The 16,765-nt window shown below is 69.9% G+C and carries 17 protein-coding genes and 1 pseudogene; 12 read left to right on the top strand and 6 right to left on the bottom strand.

The genetic code is table 11. The annotated features are described in order from the left end of the window. A pseudogene (locus AB0H81_RS30175) lies at nucleotides 1–400 on the top strand (hypothetical protein); the annotation flags it as partial. A gap of 101 nt (nucleotides 401–501) precedes the next feature. Beyond that, on the top strand, nucleotides 502–1,131 hold the full coding sequence (locus AB0H81_RS30180) for an SIMPL domain-containing protein (RefSeq protein ID WP_358381321.1): 630 nt from the start codon (nucleotides 502–504) through the stop codon (nucleotides 1,129–1,131). A 16-nt stretch (nucleotides 1,132–1,147) separates the two neighbouring features. On the opposite strand, the gene nadA is transcribed toward AB0H81_RS30180, so the two are convergent. Next, nucleotides 1,148–2,305: a quinolinate synthase NadA gene (nadA, locus tag AB0H81_RS30185; RefSeq protein ID WP_358381323.1), complete on the bottom strand. Its 1,158-nt coding sequence runs from the start codon at nucleotides 2,303–2,305 to the stop codon at nucleotides 1,148–1,150. Nucleotides 2,306–2,486: 181 nt separating this feature from the next. On the opposite strand from nadA, the gene erpA reads away from it, so the two are divergent. Both erpA and AB0H81_RS30195 read left to right on the top strand, forming a co-directional pair. Further along, nucleotides 2,487–2,840, top strand: a complete 354-nt coding sequence (erpA, locus tag AB0H81_RS30190; RefSeq protein WP_358381325.1) for an iron-sulfur cluster insertion protein ErpA — start codon at nucleotides 2,487–2,489, stop codon at nucleotides 2,838–2,840. A 114-nt stretch (nucleotides 2,841–2,954) separates the two neighbouring features. After that, nucleotides 2,955–3,941: a carbohydrate kinase family protein gene (locus AB0H81_RS30195; protein ID WP_358381327.1), complete on the top strand. Its 987-nt coding sequence runs from the start codon at nucleotides 2,955–2,957 to the stop codon at nucleotides 3,939–3,941. 103 nt (nucleotides 3,942–4,044) lie between these two features. Here AB0H81_RS30195 and AB0H81_RS30200 read toward each other — a convergent pair whose 3' ends face one another. From AB0H81_RS30200 to AB0H81_RS30210, 3 genes are all read right to left on the bottom strand, one after another. Further along, on the bottom strand, nucleotides 4,045–4,479 hold the full coding sequence (locus AB0H81_RS30200; RefSeq protein ID WP_358381329.1) for a CBS domain-containing protein: 435 nt from the start codon (nucleotides 4,477–4,479) through the stop codon (nucleotides 4,045–4,047). A gap of 76 nt (nucleotides 4,480–4,555) precedes the next feature. After that, nucleotides 4,556–4,801, bottom strand: a complete 246-nt coding sequence (locus tag AB0H81_RS30205; RefSeq protein WP_358381331.1) for a sulfurtransferase TusA family protein — start codon at nucleotides 4,799–4,801, stop codon at nucleotides 4,556–4,558. Then, on the bottom strand, nucleotides 4,798–5,931 hold the full coding sequence (locus AB0H81_RS30210; protein WP_358381333.1) for an aminotransferase class V-fold PLP-dependent enzyme: 1,134 nt from the start codon (nucleotides 5,929–5,931) through the stop codon (nucleotides 4,798–4,800). Before AB0H81_RS30210 ends, AB0H81_RS30205 begins: the two co-directional genes overlap by 4 nt. Nucleotides 5,932–6,261: 330 nt before the next feature. On the opposite strand from AB0H81_RS30210, the gene AB0H81_RS30215 reads away from it, so the two are divergent. The 4 genes from AB0H81_RS30215 to AB0H81_RS30230 all read left to right on the top strand — a co-directional run bounded on the left by AB0H81_RS30215 (nucleotide 6,262) and on the right by AB0H81_RS30230 (nucleotide 10,400). Next, the gene (locus AB0H81_RS30215; RefSeq protein WP_358381335.1) at nucleotides 6,262–6,981 is read left to right on the top strand and encodes a cytochrome c oxidase subunit II; all 720 of its coding nucleotides are present in this window, start codon (nucleotides 6,262–6,264) and stop codon (nucleotides 6,979–6,981) included. Next, nucleotides 6,978–8,639 carry a cytochrome c oxidase subunit I gene (gene ctaD, locus AB0H81_RS30220; RefSeq protein WP_358381337.1) on the top strand — a complete coding sequence of 554 codons (1,662 nt, stop codon included), beginning with the start codon at nucleotides 6,978–6,980 and terminating at the stop codon, nucleotides 8,637–8,639. Before AB0H81_RS30215 ends, ctaD begins: the two co-directional genes overlap by 4 nt. After that, on the top strand, nucleotides 8,639–9,052 hold the full coding sequence (locus tag AB0H81_RS30225; RefSeq protein ID WP_358381339.1) for a cytochrome c oxidase subunit 4: 414 nt from the start codon (nucleotides 8,639–8,641) through the stop codon (nucleotides 9,050–9,052). Before ctaD ends, AB0H81_RS30225 begins: the two co-directional genes overlap by 1 nt. A gap of 154 nt (nucleotides 9,053–9,206) precedes the next feature. Then, nucleotides 9,207–10,400, top strand: coding sequence for an Ig-like domain-containing protein (locus AB0H81_RS30230; protein ID WP_358381341.1), 1,194 nt, complete (start codon nucleotides 9,207–9,209; stop codon nucleotides 10,398–10,400). A 280-nt stretch (nucleotides 10,401–10,680) separates the two neighbouring features. Here the strand turns inward: AB0H81_RS30230 and trpD are convergent, their stop codons facing one another. Further along, a complete protein-coding gene (gene trpD, locus AB0H81_RS30235) occupies nucleotides 10,681–11,718 on the bottom strand; it encodes an anthranilate phosphoribosyltransferase (protein ID WP_358381343.1) in 1,038 nt (345 codons plus the stop codon). Nucleotides 11,719–11,727: 9 nt separating this feature from the next. Further along, entirely contained in the window at nucleotides 11,728–12,126 is a 399-nt protein-coding gene (locus tag AB0H81_RS30240) for a response regulator transcription factor (RefSeq protein WP_175589166.1), read from the bottom strand. A gap of 198 nt (nucleotides 12,127–12,324) precedes the next feature. Here AB0H81_RS30240 and AB0H81_RS30245 point away from each other — a divergent pair, with 198 nt between their 5' ends. From AB0H81_RS30245 to AB0H81_RS30260, 4 genes are read left to right on the top strand one after another with little or no spacing between them, the layout of a single operon-like run. Next, the gene (locus AB0H81_RS30245; protein ID WP_358381345.1) at nucleotides 12,325–12,978 is read left to right on the top strand and encodes a heme-copper oxidase subunit III; all 654 of its coding nucleotides are present in this window, start codon (nucleotides 12,325–12,327) and stop codon (nucleotides 12,976–12,978) included. Nucleotides 12,979–12,992: 14 nt separating this feature from the next. Further along, the gene (locus AB0H81_RS30250) at nucleotides 12,993–13,802 is read left to right on the top strand and encodes a c-type cytochrome (RefSeq protein ID WP_358381347.1); all 810 of its coding nucleotides are present in this window, start codon (nucleotides 12,993–12,995) and stop codon (nucleotides 13,800–13,802) included. Continuing rightward, a complete protein-coding gene (locus AB0H81_RS30255; RefSeq protein ID WP_358381349.1) occupies nucleotides 13,799–14,911 on the top strand; it encodes a Rieske 2Fe-2S domain-containing protein in 1,113 nt (370 codons plus the stop codon). Before AB0H81_RS30250 ends, AB0H81_RS30255 begins: the two co-directional genes overlap by 4 nt. Next, nucleotides 14,908–16,575, top strand: coding sequence for a ubiquinol-cytochrome c reductase cytochrome b subunit (locus AB0H81_RS30260; RefSeq protein ID WP_358381351.1), 1,668 nt, complete (start codon nucleotides 14,908–14,910; stop codon nucleotides 16,573–16,575). Before AB0H81_RS30255 ends, AB0H81_RS30260 begins: the two co-directional genes overlap by 4 nt. Nucleotides 16,576–16,765: the final 190 nt, after the last annotated feature.

The raw sequence follows: 16,765 nt of genomic DNA on the forward strand, positions 1-16,765 counted from the left end.
CGCCCCGGCCCTGGACCGGCTCCACAGCCCCGTCCCGCCCGCCCGGCCACGACCCGGAGAGCGCGGGGGCGGCGGGAGCGGGTGGGGCGGATGCGGGCCCGGCCGGAGGGGCCCCGGCGAGGGCGGCGGATGCGGGCGAGGGCACGCGGCGGCCGCGATCGCGGCGGAGTGGCTGGCGCGCCGCGACATGGCCGCCGGCCTGCGTCTCCTGAGAGCCGGCCGGCCGATGCCCGCCGTCCCGGTCACCGTGGTCAGCACGACCCGCCGGCGCGCCCCGGGCAGGCGGGTGGCCACGGCGCTGGGCGCCGAGCTGGTCCGGACCTCCCGCCGGGCCCTGCTCCGTGACCCCGCCGCCCTGGTCGCCGCCGTACGGGACGCGGGGCGGAAACGCAAGGGCTGACGTCCGGAGTGACAGTCCGCAGAATGGGGCAGCGGAGAGACGGCTCATCGGCACGACCCACGTCCACACGAAAGACCGGACCCGTCCACGAAGGGGTGCGCGTGACCACCGAACACGAGCAGATCGCGGTCGCCGGAGAGGGATCGGCGTCGGCCACGCCCGACATCATGCGCCTGAGCGCGGGGGTGGAGGCGCGCGGCGCCTCGGCCGCGCAGGCGTTCGCCGAGGTCAGGGCCGCCGCGGCGCGGCTGGACGCCGCACTGCGCGAGGCCGGGGTAGCCGCCGAGGACCTGCGCACCAGCGAGCTGTCCCTCGGCCCGGAGTACGAGGCGTATCCCAAGGTGTCCGGCTACCGCGCCGCACAGGGGGTCGAGGCCGTGGTGCGCGATCTGGCGCGGGCGGACCGGATGATCGACGCGGTCGCCGGGGTGGGGGAGGAGGCACGGCTCGGCGGGGTGTTCTTCGAGCTGTCCGACCCGGCCGAGGCGCTGGCGCGGGCCCGGGAACGCGCGTTCGCCGACGCCGCGGCCAAGGCCGCCCAGTACGCCCGGCTGGCCGGGCGGGCCCTCGGCCGGGTCGTCTCCGTCGCCGAGGACGCGCGCGGCGGCCCCCAGCCGATGGCGTTCGCCGCCATGGCGGCCGAGGACCGCTCGTCGGTCAGCCCCGGCCGCCAGACCCTGTCGGTCGGCGTGCGCGTCGTCTACGCCTTCGCCGACGACCCGCCGGCGTAGATCACGCGAGGAAGACCTAGGGCAGGGCCAGCATGCGGTCGAGGGCCACGCGCGCCCAGTGCGCGGTGTCCTCGTCCACCGTGATCTGGTTGACCACCTCGCCCAGCGTCAGCGACTCCAGCGCCCACACCAGGTGGGGCAGGTCGATGCGGTTCATGGTCGAGCAGTAGCAGACCGTCCGGTCCAGGAACGAGACGTTCTTGTCGGGGAACATCCCGGCGAGCCGCTTGACCAGGTTGAGCTCCGTGCCGACGGCCCAGCTCGACCCGGCGGGCGCCTCCTCCAGCGTCTTGATGATGTGCTCGGTGGAGCCGACGTGGTCGGCCTTGAGCACCACCTCGTGCCGGCACTCCGGGTGGACCAGCACGTTCACGCCCGGCACGCGCCGCCGTACGTCGTCGACCGACTCGGCCGTGAAACGGCCGTGCACCGAGCAGTGGCCCTTCCAGAGGATCATCTTGGCGCGCTCGAGCTGCTCGCGCGTGAGCCCGCCGCCGGGGCGGTGCGGGTTCCACACCACGCAGTCGTCCAGCGACATGCCCATCTCCAGCACGGCCGTGTTGCGGCCCAGGTGCTGGTCGGGCAGGAACAGCACCTTGCCGCGCTGATCGAACGCCCACTCCAGGGCGCGGCGCGCGTTGGAGGAGGTGCAGACCGCGCCGCCGTTGCGGCCGCAGAACGCCTTGATGTCGGCGCTGGAGTTCATGTACGTGACGGGGATCACGTCGCCGGCCAGGCCCGCGTCCTCCAGCGCCTCCCAGCACTCCTCCACCTGGTCGAACGTGGCCATGTCGGCCATCGAGCACCCGGCGGCCAGGTCGGGCAGGATCACCTTCTGGGCGTCGGAGGTGAGGATGTCGGCCGACTCGGCCATGAAGTGCACGCCGCAGAAGACGATGTACTCGGCCTCCGGCCGGGCGGCCGCCAGCCGCGCCAGCTTGAAGGAGTCACCCGTCACGTCGGCGAACTGGATGACCTCGTCGCGCTGGTAGTGGTGGCCCAGCACGAACAGCCGGTCGCCCAGCGTCTCCTTCGCCTTGCGCGCCCGTTCCACCAGGCCGGGGTCGGAGGCGGGCGGCAGTTCGCCCGGGCAGTCCACCCCCCGCTCGGAGTGCGGATCGGCGCTCTGGCCGAGGACGAAGAGCGGCAGACCAGTCTGGGTGGCCATCGCCATCCCCCCTTATCGTCGGTTTGACGATACCGATGATGGCACACGGCGCGCGATGGTCGCGTCCCCGGGTGGGTAGGGAGGCGGAAGAACCAGGGAGAGGCAGGGGAATGCCGGGCACACCCCAGGTGTTGGTAGCGTCTGAGTAGGACGTCAGAAAGAGACAGCCGGGTTAGGGAGTCAGCAGATGACGGTTGAGAGCAGCGAGACCACAGCGCAGGGCCTGATCCTGACTGACGCGGCCGCCGCCAAGGTCAAGAGCCTGCTCGAGCAGCAGGGCGAGGAAGGTCTTCAGCTGCGCGTGGCCGTGCAGCCGGGCGGCTGCTCCGGCCTGCGCTACCAGCTCTTCTTCGACGACCGCCAAATGGACGGCGACGTGGTCACCGACTTCGGCGGCGTGAGCGTCGTGACCGACAGGATGAGCGCCCCGTACCTCATGGGAGCCGCCATCGACTTCGTCGACACGATCGAGAAGCAGGGCTTCACCATCGACAACCCCAACGCCACCGGTTCGTGCGCGTGCGGCGACTCCTTCAACTAGTCGCCTGACAGGTCGTCACCGACACGGTCCCGCTCGCCTTTGTGCGTGCGGGACCTTCGCGTATTCTCGTGGGGCTCAAATCATGGCCTGCCGACAACGAGGAAGAAGAATCCCGTGCGCATCGCCGTCACCGGCTCCATCGCGACCGACCAACTGATGACGTTCCCCGGAAGTTTCGGCGACCAGCTCATCGCCGAACAGCTCGACCGGGTGTCGCTCTCGTTCCTGGTCGACGACCTGCAGATCCGTCGCGGCGGGTGCGCGGCGAACATCGCCTTCGGCATGGGATGCCTTGGCCTCAGCCCGGTCCTGGTGGGCGCCGTCGGCAACGACTTCGCCGACTACCACTCCTGGCTGGAGCGCCACGGCGTCGACTGCGGCTCGGTGCACGTCTCCGAGACCCGCCACACGGCGCGCTTCCTGTGCACCACCGACGAGCACCACAACCAGATCGCCTCCTTCTACACCGGGGCGATGGCCGAGGCGCGCCTCATCGAGCTGCAGCCGGTCGCCGCCCGCGTGGGCGGGCTCGACCTCGTGCTGGTCAGCCCCAACGACCCCGACGCGATGCTGCGCCACACCGACGAGTGCCGCCAGCGCGGCATCCCGTTCGCCGCCGACCCGTCGCAGCAGCTCGCCCGTATGGCCGACGACCAGATCCGCGACCTCGTCGACGGCGCCGCCTACCTGTTCTCCAACGACTACGAGAAGGGGCTCATCGAGCAGAAGACCGGCTGGTCCGACGACGAGATCCTGTCCCGCGTCGGCGTCCGCGTCACCACGCTCGGCCCCAAGGGCGCGGTCATCGACCGCCAGGGCGAGCCGTCCATCCACGTGGCCCCCGCCCCGGAGCTCGGCAAGGCCGACCCGACGGGCGTCGGCGACGCCTTCCGCGCCGGCTTCCTCGCCGGCCTCGCCTGGGGCCTGTCGCTGGAGCGTTGCGGCCAGATCGGCAACCTGACGGCCACCCACGTGCTGGAGAACGTCGGCGGCCAGGAGTACGAGCTCGGCCAGAAGGTCTTCCTGGAGCGCTTCGCCGCCGCCTACGGGGCCGACGCCGCCGCCGAGGTGGCCGCCCACGTGCGCTGCCACCACCCGTAACCCTCAGAGGCGGCCCGCGAGGGGCCGCGAACGCGGAGGACCCGCGAGCCGTGCGTGACCGCCGGCTCACGGGTCCTCCGCGCGTACGTCCCGTTCCACTCGGTCAGCTGCGCGCGTAGACGCGGTGGACGAACTCGGCGAGCTGCGCGTCCGGCAGGTGCCTGGCCAGGTCGGCCTCACTGATCATGCCCACCACGTGGTCGCCCTCGACCACCGGCAACCGCTTGATCTGGTGCTCCTCCATGCGCGACAACGCCTCGTCCAGCGGGGCGTCGGGCGTCACCGACACCAGCCCCGTCGTGAGGTCGCTCGCCCGTACCTGAGAGGGGTCGCGCCCCTCCGCGATGCACTTCACGACGATGTCGCGGTCGGTGATGATCCCGATGACGTGCCCCTCGGAGTCGCAGACGGGCAGCGCCCCGACGTTGCCGTTGCGCATGAGCTGCGCCGCCCGGTCGAGCGTCTCGTGAGCCGGGAGGCACTCGGCGCCCGGGTTCATCACGTCGCGCGCGGTCTCGTGCGGGTGTCCTGCGGTCATCTCTCCCCCTTGGGTAACTCCTGGGCCGTTGGTCCGCACTGGCCCTACCCAGATGGACCGGCAAGCCACATGGGGGTCAGTAGTTGCGCCGTACGTGGATCGCCCAGCCGCCGCCCGGCAGCTCGTACGAGCCGACGTGGCGGTGCGACTTGAGCCGGCACCAGGCCGGCACGTCGGTGTAGGCGGCCGGGTCGTCGGCCAGGACGGCCACCACGGAGTTGAGCGGCACGTGGTTGATCTGCTCGGCGAGCATGATGATCGGGATCGGGCACTTCTTCCCGAGCGCGTCGATCGTCAGTGCGGGCGTGGTGACCTCGGTCATGCGACTCCTGCGTCGTGGCGGATCCGGCGCACCAGCTCGGGCAGCACGGCGAGGAACCTGTCGACCTCGTCCGCGGTGGCGCCCCTGGGCAGGGAGACCCGCACGTTCCCATGGGTGAGCACGCCCATCGCTTCCAGGACATGCGATGGAGGAAGCGTACTAGCGGTGCAGGAACTCCCGGACGAGACCGCGAATCCCGCCTTGTCGAGTTCGCCGAGAAGCACCTCGCCGTCCACGTACAGGCAGGAGAACGTCACGATGTGCGGCGCCCGCTCGACCGGCTCACCGATCACCTCGACATCCGGGACGACCTTCGGGACGGTCTCCCTGATCCGCCCGACCAGCTCCGACAGCCGCCGCTGCTCCTGCGGCGCCTCCTCCGCCATGGCGCGCAGCGCCGCGGCGGCGGCCACGATCGCCGGCACGTTCTCGAAGCCCGGCACGCGGCGGCGCTCGCGCTCGTCCTCGGGCAGGAACGAGCGGAACCGCGTGCCCTTGCGCACGGCCAGCACGCCCACCCCGGCCGGGCCGCCCCACTTGTGCGCGCTTGCCGTCAGCACGGACCACCCCGCCGGCACCGGCAGCCGGCCGGCCGTCTGCGCCGCGTCGACCAGCAGCGGCACCCCGTGCCGCCGGCACGCCTCGGCCGCCTCGGCCACCGGCTGCAGCGTGCCCACCTCGTGGTTGGCGGTCTGCAGGCACGCCAGCGCGACGCCCTCCCGCGCCACGGCGGCCTCGAAGGCGGCCGGATCGACCCGCCCGGTCAGGCTCACGCCGACCGTCTCGGCCGTTCCACCGTCACGTTCGTGCAGCTGGGCCGCGTGGAGCACGCTGGAGTGCTCCACCGCGCCCGTCACCAGGTGGCGCCCGGCCCTGCGCCTGCCGTGTAGGGTGCCGAGGGCGCCGAGATGCACGGCCTGCGTGCCCGAGGAGGTGAACGACACCTCGTCGGGGCGCGCGCCCAGCACCTCGGCCACCTCCGAGCGCGCCTGCTCCAGCAGCAGATGCGCCCGGCGGGACTGGGTGTACGGCCTCGCGGGGTCGGCCCAGCCGACGTCGATCGCCTCCAGGAGCGCCTCGCGCGCCCGGGGGTGGAGGGGCTCGGTCGAGGCCGCGTCGAAGTACGCCACGAGACCATCGTCCCACCCGTGCGAACCCGCTCGCGGCCGGCTCCCGGCCGCGCGGCCGTCTCCCGGCCGGAGGAGGACGGGCCCCGCCAGGGGCGCGCCATTCGAGGGGCCGCGCGGGAGGGCGGGGCCCTTGCACGCTAATGTGTCTGCAATCAGCTGTGCATTTGGAAATACGAGCGCCCAAGAGTGACTCTTGGGCTTCATCTGTGGGGTAGGCGATCCGTGAGTCCGACTCGCCGTTCGACACGGCGTTCGTTGGCCCGGCGCGGGGTGCCGCGCGCCGCCGCTTTGGCGTTGCTGCTGGCCACCGTGACGGCGTGTGCTAATGACGTGCCCAAGGCCGACTGGTCTCGTGGCCTCCTTCCGACGAGCATCACCACCCAGGGTGACACCATCACCAATCTGTGGAACGGTGCCTGGATCGCCGCGCTCGCCACGGGTGCCGTCGTCATCTTCCTGATCGTCTGGGCGTGCCTCTTCCACACGCGGCGACGGGCCAAGGCGGAGCTGCCTCCGCAGGTGCGTTACAACCTGCCGATCGAGATCTTCTACACCCTGGTCCCGCTCGTCATGGTGTCGGTGTTCTTCTTCTTCACCGCCCGTGACACCCGCGAGATCGACGCCCTGTCCGGCAAGCCGGACGTGCGGGTCAAGGTCGAGGCGTTCCAGTGGAGCTGGCGCTTCACCACGACCGTCGGCGGCAAGACGCTCAAGCCCGTCACGGGCACTCCGGTGAGCGACTACCACCAGGGTCCCCAGCTCGTCCTGCCGGTGAAGAAGCGGGTGGAGTTCGACCTGAGCTCCCCGGACGTCATCCACTCGTTCTGGGTGCCGGAGTTCCTCTTCAAGCGTGACGTGATCCCCGGCCTGCAGGAGAACGACAGGGGCCGGAAGTTCGAGATCACCACGCTCGACAAGCCCGGCACCTACGCCGGCCGGTGCGCCGAGCTGTGCGGCGTCGACCACAGCCGCATGCTGTTCAGTGTCAAGCTCGTTCCCCAGGACGAGTACGACAAGTACATCGCGACCCAGTCTGGGAGCGCCCAGTGACCGCCATCCAAGAGCCCCTCCGGACGACGGCCAGGCCCACACCCAAGGGCCGGATCATCGCCAAGTGGCTGTCCTCCACCGACCACAAGATCATCGGTCATCTGTACCTGATCACGTCGTTCGTCTTCTTCCTCATCGGCGGCGTCATGGCGCTGGTGATGCGGGCGGAGCTGGCACAGCCGGGCCTGCAGTTCACCAGCAACGAGCAGTTCAACCAGCTGTTCACCATGCACGGCACGATCATGCTGCTGATGTTCGCGACGCCGCTGTTCGCCGGCTTCGCCAACGAGCTGATGCCGCTGCAGATCGGCGCCCCCGACGTCGCGTTCCCGCGCCTCAACATGGTGAGCTACTGGCTCTACCTGTTCGGCAGCACCATCGCCGTGTCGGGCTTCTTCACCCCCAACGGCGCCGCCTCCTTCGGCTGGTTCGGCTACGCCCCGCTGTCCAGCGCGATCTACTCGCCCGGCATGGGCGGTGACCTGTGGATCATGGGCCTGGCGCTGTCCGGTCTGGGCACCATCCTCGGCGCGGTCAACTTCATCACCACGATCATCTGCATGCGCGCGCCCGGCATGACGATGTTCCGCATGCCGATCTTCACCTGGAACATCCTGCTCACCAGCATGCTGGTGCTCATGGCGTTCCCGGTGCTGGCCGCCGCGCTGCTCGCCCTGGAGGCCGACCGCAAGCTCGGCACCCACATCTTCGACGCGGCCAACTCCGGGCCGATCCTGTGGCAGCACCTGTTCTGGTTCTTCGGCCACCCCGAGGTGTACATCATCGCGCTGCCGTTCTTCGGCATCGTGACGGAGATCCTGCCGGTCTTCAGCCGCAAGCCGATCTTCGGTTACATCAGCCTGGTCGGTGCCACCATCGCGATCGCCGGTCTGTCCATCACGGTCTGGGCGCACCACATGTTCCCGACCGGACAGGTCCTGCTGCCGTTCTTCTCGTTCATGACGTTCCTCATCGCGGTGCCGACGGGCGTGAAGTTCTTCAACTGGATCGGCACGATGTGGCGGGGCCACCTGAGCTTCGAGTCGCCGATGCTGTTCTCGATCGGCTTCCTCATCACCTTCCTCCTCGGCGGCCTGACGGGCGTCATCCTCGCCTCGCCCCCGCTGGACTTCCACATCAGCGACACCTACTTCGTGGTGGCCCACTTCCACTACGTGGTGTTCGGCACCGTCGTCTTCGCGATGTTCGCCGGCTTCTACTTCTGGTGGCCGAAGTTCACCGGCAAGATGCTCGACGACCGGCTCGGCAAGGTGCACTTCTGGCTGCTGTTCATCGGCTTCCACACGACGTTCCTCGTGCAGCACTGGCTGGGCGTGGTGGGCTTCCCGCGCCGCTACGCCGACTACAGCGCGGCCGACGGCTTCACCGACCTCAACATGCTCTCGTCGGTGGGCGCCTTCGTGCTCGGCGCGTCCACGCTGCCGTTCTTCTACAACGTGTGGAAGACCTGGCGCACCGCGCCCAAGGTCACCGTCGACGACCCGTGGGGCTTCGGCGGCTCGCTCGAATGGGCGACCTCCTGCCCGCCGCCGCGGCACAACTTCACCTCGCTGCCGCGCATCCGGTCGGAGCGTCCGGCGTTCGACCTGCACTACCCCCACACGTCCGCCAAGTCCGCCCAGGAGGTCGAGGCCTGATGAAGGTCCAGGGTTGGCTGTTCCTGCTGTGCGGCCTGTTCTTCGCCGGCGTCGACGTCGCGTACTGGTTCTGGACGAAGGCCGAGACGGGCAGGGGTGAGCCGGTCGGCACCACCGCCATGGCCATCTCGGTGGGCTTCGCCTTCATGATCGGCTACTACCTGATGTTCACCGCGCGGCGCATCGGCGCCCAGCCGGAGGACAACAAGCAGGCCGACATCAGCGACGGCGCCGGTGAGATCGGGTTCTTCAGCCCGAGCAGCTGGTGGCCGCTGTTCCTCTGCCTGGCCGCGGCCTTCGCCTTCGCCGGGTTCGTCATCGGCCTGTGGATGTTCATCATCGGGGTCTTCCTGGTGATCATGGCCATGATCGGGTTCGTGTTCCAGTACTACCGGGGCAATTTCTCGCACTGATCCGCGTCGTCTGACCCGAGCTGTCTGAGCGGGCGTCCTCCTTTGGGAGAGGGCGCCCGCTTTTTGATGATCTTTACCACGTCACGGAAGTGGTCAATCCATCACGCAGGGTAAGACAAGAGGTGAAGGGACCGAACGGGACGGGGGAGTACTCGTGGGGCACCTCGCGCATGGATCGGCCGCTCTACTCGCTCTGTCGCTGCTGACGGCGTGCACCGCCACCACCGCGACCAGGCAGACCGCCAAGCCCGCCGCGGCCCCGGACGTCTCCGTGGCCGTCACTCCCCGCGACCGCGCCGGCAACGTGCCGACCGACGAGACCGTCGTCGTCGCCGCGGACGCCGGAACGCTCAAGAACGTCAACGTCACCAGCGACCAGGGCCGCCTGCCCGGGGTCATCAGCGACGACGGCACCCGCTGGCGCAGCAACCGGACCGCCCGGCCCGGCACCACCTACACGGTGCGGACCGTCGCCGTGAACGCCGACGGCAGGCGCAAGGAGACCACCAGCACCTTCACCACGGTCAAGGCGAGGGACACCTTCGACATCGAGTACATCACCCCCAACAGCAACGACACGGGGCTCACCGTCGGCGTCGGCATGCCCATCATGATCACTTTTGACAAGCCGATCACCGACCGGGTCGCCGTCGAGCGCAACCTCACCGTGCAGAGCTCGAAGCCCGTCCACGGCGCGTGGCACTGGTTCGACGACCGGCACGTCGACTTCCGGCCCGACGCGTACTGGCCCGCCCGCACCAAGGTGCGCGTCGAGGCCAGCCTGGCCGGCGTGCGCGGCGGCGAGGGCCTGTACGGCAAGCGTGACGTGCGGCTCGACTTCCGCATCGGCAGGGAGCAGATCACCCGCGGCAGCACGCAGAACCACGTCCTGACCGTCAGGCGCGACGGCAAGGTCATCCGCACCATGCCGATGAGCGCGGGGCAGGGCGGCGCGTGGAAGTACTACACGACCTCCGGCATCCACCTGGCCATGTCCCGGGAGGCCGTGACGGTCATGACCTCGCCCGGCATCGGCCCCGGCCAGCCCGGCTACTACCAGCTCACGGTCTACAACACCGTCCGGATCTCCAACAGCGGCGAGTACGTGCACAGCGCGCCCTGGTCGGTGGGGGCGCAGGGCAACTCCAACGTCAGCCACGGGTGCGTGAACGTCAGTCCGGCGAACGCCAAGTGGTTCATCGACAACACCCTGATCGGCGACCCGATCATCATCACGGGGTCGCCTCGGGTGCTGGAGCCCACGAACGGCTGGGGCCACTGGCAGGAGAACTGGAAGGAATGGCTGAAGTGGAGCTCCCTGAAGGACGGGCCCACGGCGACGTTCTGACCCGGACGTCGCCTCCCGGCCCGGGATGCCGCCTGCCTGACCTGGACGCCGCCTCCCGGCCCGTCAGAGGGCTTCCTGGCGCTCTGTGACGGCTCCTGCACTCCGGATGCGGGGCTCGGTGTACGACGGGCTGTGGGCCGTGCAGGGCCCGTACAGGCGGTCCGCGTACGGGCCCCGGCCTGAGCAGCACGTAAGGCCGCACAAGGCGACGGGCCGCGTCGTGTCCGGGCGGGACACGGCGCGGCCCGCGCGAAGGTGAGCGAGGCCCTGGGCGGTGCCGTCAGGCGGCGCCGCTGACCTTGATCCAGCGGTCGAGGGTCGTGGCGGCGCGGCCGGAGTCGACCGCCTGCGTCGCCCGCGCGTAGGCGTCGATCATGGCGGAGTCGAGGTCGTCGCCCGGGCCGTCGAGCGCGACCAGCGCGGCGGCGGCGTTGAGCAGCACCGCGTCGCGCACCGGCCCCGTCGCCCCGCCGACCAGGTCACGCACCGCCTGGGCGTTGAAGGCCACGTCGCCGCCCCGCAGCGCGCCCGCGTCGGCGCGCGGGATGCCCAGCACGGCCGGGTCGAACACGGTCTGCGTGGCGGCCCCGTCGCGGACCGTCCACACCGTCGAGGTGGTGGAGATCGTCAGCTCGTCGAGGCCGTCGTCGCCGCGGAAGACCAGCGCCGACACACCGCGCTCGGCGAAGACGCCCGCGAGCACCGGCAGCATGCCCGCGTCGTAGACGCCGATCGCCTGGGCGGCGGGCCGGGCGGGGTTGGTGAGCGGGCCGAGGAAGTTGAAGACCGTCGGGACGCCGATCTCCTTGCGCGGCGGCCCGGCGAAGCGCAGCGCCGGGTGGTAGACGGGCGCGAAGCAGAACGCGATGCCCGCCTCCCGGGCGACCCGGGCGGTCTGCTCGGGCGTGAGGTCGAGCCGGATGCCGAGGTGCTCCAGGACGTCGGCCGCGCCGCACGAGGACGAGGCCGCGCGGTTGCCGTGCTTGACGACCCGGGCGCCCGCCGCGGCGGCCACGATCGCCGCCATCGTCGAGACGTTGACCGTGTGGGCGCGGTCGCCGCCGGTGCCGACCACGTCGACCACGGGCCCCTCCACGCTCAGCGGCGTGGCCAGCTCCAGCATGGTGCGGGCCAGGCCCGCCACCTCGGCCACGGTCTCGCCCTTGGCGCGCAACGCGACGGCGAAACCGGCGATCTGCGCGGACGTCGCGGAGCCCGACATGATCTCTCGCATCGCCCACGCGGTCTCGTCGGCGGTGAGGTGCTCGCCGGCGAGGAGCGCCGACAGCAGGGCGGGCCAGGTGGTCCGGGCATCCACGGTCGGCACCTACTTAGCGTTGAGTCGGGTCGAGGAACGGCGGCGCATGAGGTCGGCCACGGTGTCGGCCAGCACCAGGGGCTCCAGCGGCTGCGGGACGACGGCGTCGGCCTTCGACCACTCGGCCAGCCAGCGGTCGTCGCGCCGGGCGATGATCAGGCAGACCGGCGGGCAGTCGTAGACCTCGTCCTTGGCCTGACGGCACACGCCCATGCCGCCGGCCGGCTGGGTCTCGCCGTCGAGCACGGCGACGTCGATCTCGCCGGAGCCGAGCCACTGGTGGGCCTTCGGCTCGGTGGCGCACTCGACGATCTCCACGAAGGGCACGTCGGCGGCCGGACGGCGGCCGAGCGCCTGCCGCACCTCCTCGCGGGTGGTGGCGTCGTCGCTGTAGACGAGGACCTTCATGGTGTCGTCGGTGCTCACGGTCGCGCTCGCTATCGGTCGAAGCGGTATAGGGTCACCTGGGATCGTACCGGTGCGGCGGCGTGCAATCCCAGGCCGCCGTCCCAGGCGCGTGATTTGCAGGAATTATCCCAGCTTGAGGGTCTCCGGACCCCTCCTAACGGGGGGTCGTGCGCCGGACCGACACCCGGAGCCGCAATAATGCTGCCCGTGGCGACAGCATCCGCAATAACTTCGACGACGACAGCACACCCGGCGCGCAGACCGAACCTGGTCAGCGTCGGGACCATCGTGTGGCTGTCCTCCGAGCTCATGTTCTTCGCGGCGCTGTTCGCGATGTACTTCACCATCCGGTCGGTGAGCGAGGGCCACGGCCTCGAATGGGGGCCTGCGCTCCTGCCGAAGGGCGCGACCGCCGAAGAAGGCGCTCACCTGAACATCCCGTTCGCGACGGTCAACACGATCATCCTGGTGCTGTCGAGTGTGACGTGCCAGCTCGGCGTGTGGGCCGCTGAGAAGGGACAGGTCGGCAAGCTCCGCTTCTGGTACATCGTCAGCTTCCTGATGGGCGCCGTCTTCGTCGCCGGTCAGCTGTACGAGTACAGCGAGCTGGCGAGCGAGGGAGCCACCCTGTCCGCCAACGCATACACGTCGGTGTTCTACCTCACGACGGGCTTCCACGGCCTGCACGTGACCGGTGGCCTGATCGCGTTCCTGTTCATGCTGGGACGCACGTACGCCGCGAAGCGCTTCACGCATGAGCAGGCCACCAGCGCCATCGTCGTGTCCTACTACTGGCACTTCGTCGACGTCGTCTGGATCGGTCTTTTCGCGACCATCTACATCATTCGTTAAGGAACGGGATCTCTGTGACTAGGATCACCGCTTGGCGGCGGCATCCCCTCGCGAGATACGCCGTCCTGATTTTGGCGTTGGCGCTGGTCGGGATGGTATACACCGCCTTCGTGCAGGCCAGCCGGCCCGCCGACGCGGCTCTCGCCTCGGGCAAGCTTGACGACGTCGCCGCGGGCAAGAGCCTGTTCGAGGTTCACTGCGCCAGCTGCCACGGCATGAACGCGCAGGGAACCTCGACCGGCCCGACGCTGATCGGCGTGGGCGCGGCGGCCGTCGACTTCCAGATGAGCACCGGCCGCATGCCGGCGTCCAACCCCGGCGCCCAGGTGCCGCGCAAGCCGCTCGCCGGCTGGGTGACGCCGGACAAGATCCGTCAGATCGGCGCCTACGTGCAGTCGCTCGGCGGCGGCCCGCAGGTGCCCGGCAAGGAGCAGGTCGACCCCGCGCTCGGCGACGCCGGCAAGGGTGGTGAGCTCTTCCGCGCCAACTGCATCCAGTGCCACAACTGGGCGGGCGCGGGCGGCGCGCTCACGCAGGGCAAGTACGCGCCCAACCTCAACCAGGCCACCCCCGAGCAGATCTACGAGGCGATGGTCACCGGCCCGCAGGCCATGCCGGTGTTCAACGACACCACGATCACGCCCGAAGAGAAGCGCAGCATGATCGCCTACATCATCCAGGTCCGCGAGCAGAAGGACCCGGGAGGCTTCGGCCTGGGCCGTATTGGCCCCGTGACCGAGGGTCTCGTAGGTTGGATCGTGGGCATCACCGCCCTCGTACTCGCCTCCATCTGGATCACCGCGAAGAAGCGACAGAAGTCATGACAGACATCGAGCACGAGATCGAGCAGCCGGACGAGCGCGTGCCCAAGCGCGTCATCGGCACCCCCGCCCCGGGCACCTCGATGCTCGGCGACGGGGAGCCGGCCCGACGCGACGCGGAGGTCGCCGGCGTCACGTACCAGGATGAGACCAAGGCCCGCAAGGCCGAGAAGATCGTGGCGCTGTGCTTCACGATCACCTTCCTCGCGGCGATCGCGTTCATCATCTCCTACGTGGTGTTCCAGGTGGGCAGCCCGGAGAAGACCGCGGTCTCCAACCTCGCGCTGGGAGGCAGCCTCACGCTCGCGTTGCTGGGGCTGGCCGTCGGCATCGTGGTCTGGGTCCGCATGATCATGCCGAAGTACTCCCTCATCCAGGAGCGCCACACGATGGCCTCCGACGAGGACAGCCGCGAGGTGGTCGCCGAGACCTTCCTCCAGGGCGCCAAGGAGAGCGGGCTCGTCAAGCGCCCGCTGCTGCGCCGCACCCTGCTGCTCGCGGCGGCGCCGCTCGGCCTGGTCCCGCTGGTCCTCCTTCGCGACCTCGACAACTCGAAGATGCCGGGCGCGAAGTTCAACGAGACGCTCCGCCACACCGTCTGGGGCGAGAAGACCAAGGAGGGCAAGCCGCTGCGCCTCGTCGTCGAGGGCACCGGCCAGCCGATCCGCGCGGCCGACTTCAACTCGCCGGGCGGCATCCTCTCGGTCGTTCCCGAGGGCTACCAGCACGACCTCAACGCCCTCGCCAAGGCCACGCTGATCCTGATCAAGTTCCGTCCGGAAGAGATCAAGTCGGGCACCAACGTCAACTGGACGCACGACGGCATCGTGGCCTACTCCAAGATCTGCACGCATGTGGGCTGCCCCGCGGCCCTGTACGAGCAGACCACCCACCACATCCTGTGCCCCTGCCACCAGTCGACGTTCGACGCCGCCGACGGTGCCAAGGTCATCTTCGGCCCGGCCGCGCGGCCGCTGCCGCAGCTGCCGATCACGGTCGACGATCAGGGCTACCTCATCGCCAAGGGCGACTTCGACGTCCCCGTCGGTCCCAGCTACTGGGAGCGCGGCGACGCCGAGGCCGAGGCCAGGTCCAAGGGAGGTCACGCATGAGCAGCGACCTGACAGCGGTTCCCAAGGGCATCGCCGGTCCGTCGAACTTCATCGACGAGCGCATCGGCGCGGCCAACTTCCTCAAGCGCAACCTGCGGAAGGTCTTCCCCGACCACTGGTCGTTCCTGCTCGGTGAGATCGCCCTCTACGCGTTCATCCTCCTGCTGCTGACCGGTACGTTCCTGACGCTCTGGTTCAAGCCCAGCATGGGGGAGATCGCCTACAACGGCTCGTACGCCCCGCTCAAGGGCGTCATGATGTCCGAGGCGTACGCGTCGTCGCTGGAGATCAGCTTCGACGTGCGCGGCGGCCTGCTCATGCGGCAGATGCACCACTGGGCGGCCCTGCTGTTCGTGTCCGGCATGATGGTGCACATGCTCCGGGTGTTCTTCACCGGCGCCTACCGCAAGCCCCGCGAGCTCAACTGGCTGATCGGTGTCCTGCTGCTGACGCTGGCGCTGGTCGAGGGCCTCACCGGCTACTCCCTGCCCGACGACCTGCTCTCCGGCGCCGGTCTGCGGATCACCGAGGGCGTGGCGATCTCGCTGCCGCTGGTCGGCACGTACATCACGTTCTTCCTGTTCGGCGGCGAGTACCCCGGCGAGGACATCATCTCCCGGTTCTACTCGCTGCACATCCTGCTCATCCCGGGCCTCATCCTGGCGCTCGTGTCGGCCCACCTGGTGCTCATGTGGGTGCAGAAGCACACGCAGATGCCCGGAAAGGGCCGCACCAACCAGAACGTGGTGGGCGCGCCGTTCTACCCGGCCTTCATGGCCAAGGCGGGCGCGTACACGCTGTTCACGTTCGCGGTGGTCGCCGGGCTGGCGACGTTCACCCAGATCAACCCGATCTGGCTGTTCGGCCCGTACACGCCGGCGGACATCTCGGCGGGTTCGCAGCCCGACTGGTACATGGGCTTCCTGGAGGGCTCGCTGCGGCTCATGCCGTCGTGGGAGATCAACCTCTTCGGCACGTCCCACGCGGGCACGCTGCCGCTGAGCGTGATCATCCCGGCGCTCGTGCCGCTGGGCCTGGTCATGACGGGTCTCGCGCTGTACCCGTTCCTCGAACGCTGGATCACGGGCGACCACCGCGAGCACCACGTCGCCGACCGCCCGCGCAACAACCCGCACCGCACCTCGATCGGCATGGCGGCCATCGTGTTCTACGGTGTGCTCTGGCTGCTCGGCGCCAACGACGAGCTCTCGGCGAACTTCCAGATCTCGCTCAACTGGACGACGTACGCCGGCCGGGTGCTGGTGTTCGTGCTGCCGGCGCTGGCGTACGTCATCACCTACCGCATCTGCCTCGGCCTGCAGCGCTCCGACGCGGCCGTCGTCTCGCACGGCGTCGAGTCGGGCGTCATCAAGCGGCTGCCGCACGGTGAGTTCATCGAGATCCACACGCCTCCGGCGGACGACATCGAGGCTCACGTGCGCGGCAAGGAGGCGGTGCGGATGCTGCCCGTCGAGGCGGACGGCGCCGGCATCCCGCCGAAGGGCATGCGCGGTCCGCTCGGCAAGCTCCGGGCCCGCATGTCCCGCGCGTACGGTGGCGAGAAGATCGCTCTGGACGAGGGCCACGGTCACGGCCACGGCGACGGCCACGAGGACGAGCACGCCGCGATCGAGCCGGGCGAGGATCGCTCGCTGACCCACTGATCCATCCGCCGCCGGTCCCGCGTGGACCGGCGGCCCAGCCCGGGCCCGGACGGCACCAGCCGTCCGGGCCCGCGCCGTTTCCCCCGCTGTCTCCTCCCCGCCGTGGCGGCCGGGGACGGCAAGGAGGGGCCAAGGGGCGGCGCGCGCTCGGTACGACGCACGGGTGGCGCCGGCGGCTACGACGCGCGGG

Origin of the sequence: Nonomuraea sp. NPDC050691 (assembly GCF_040654455.1) — a bacterium.
GTDB lineage: Bacteria > Actinomycetota > Actinomycetes > Streptosporangiales > Streptosporangiaceae > Nonomuraea.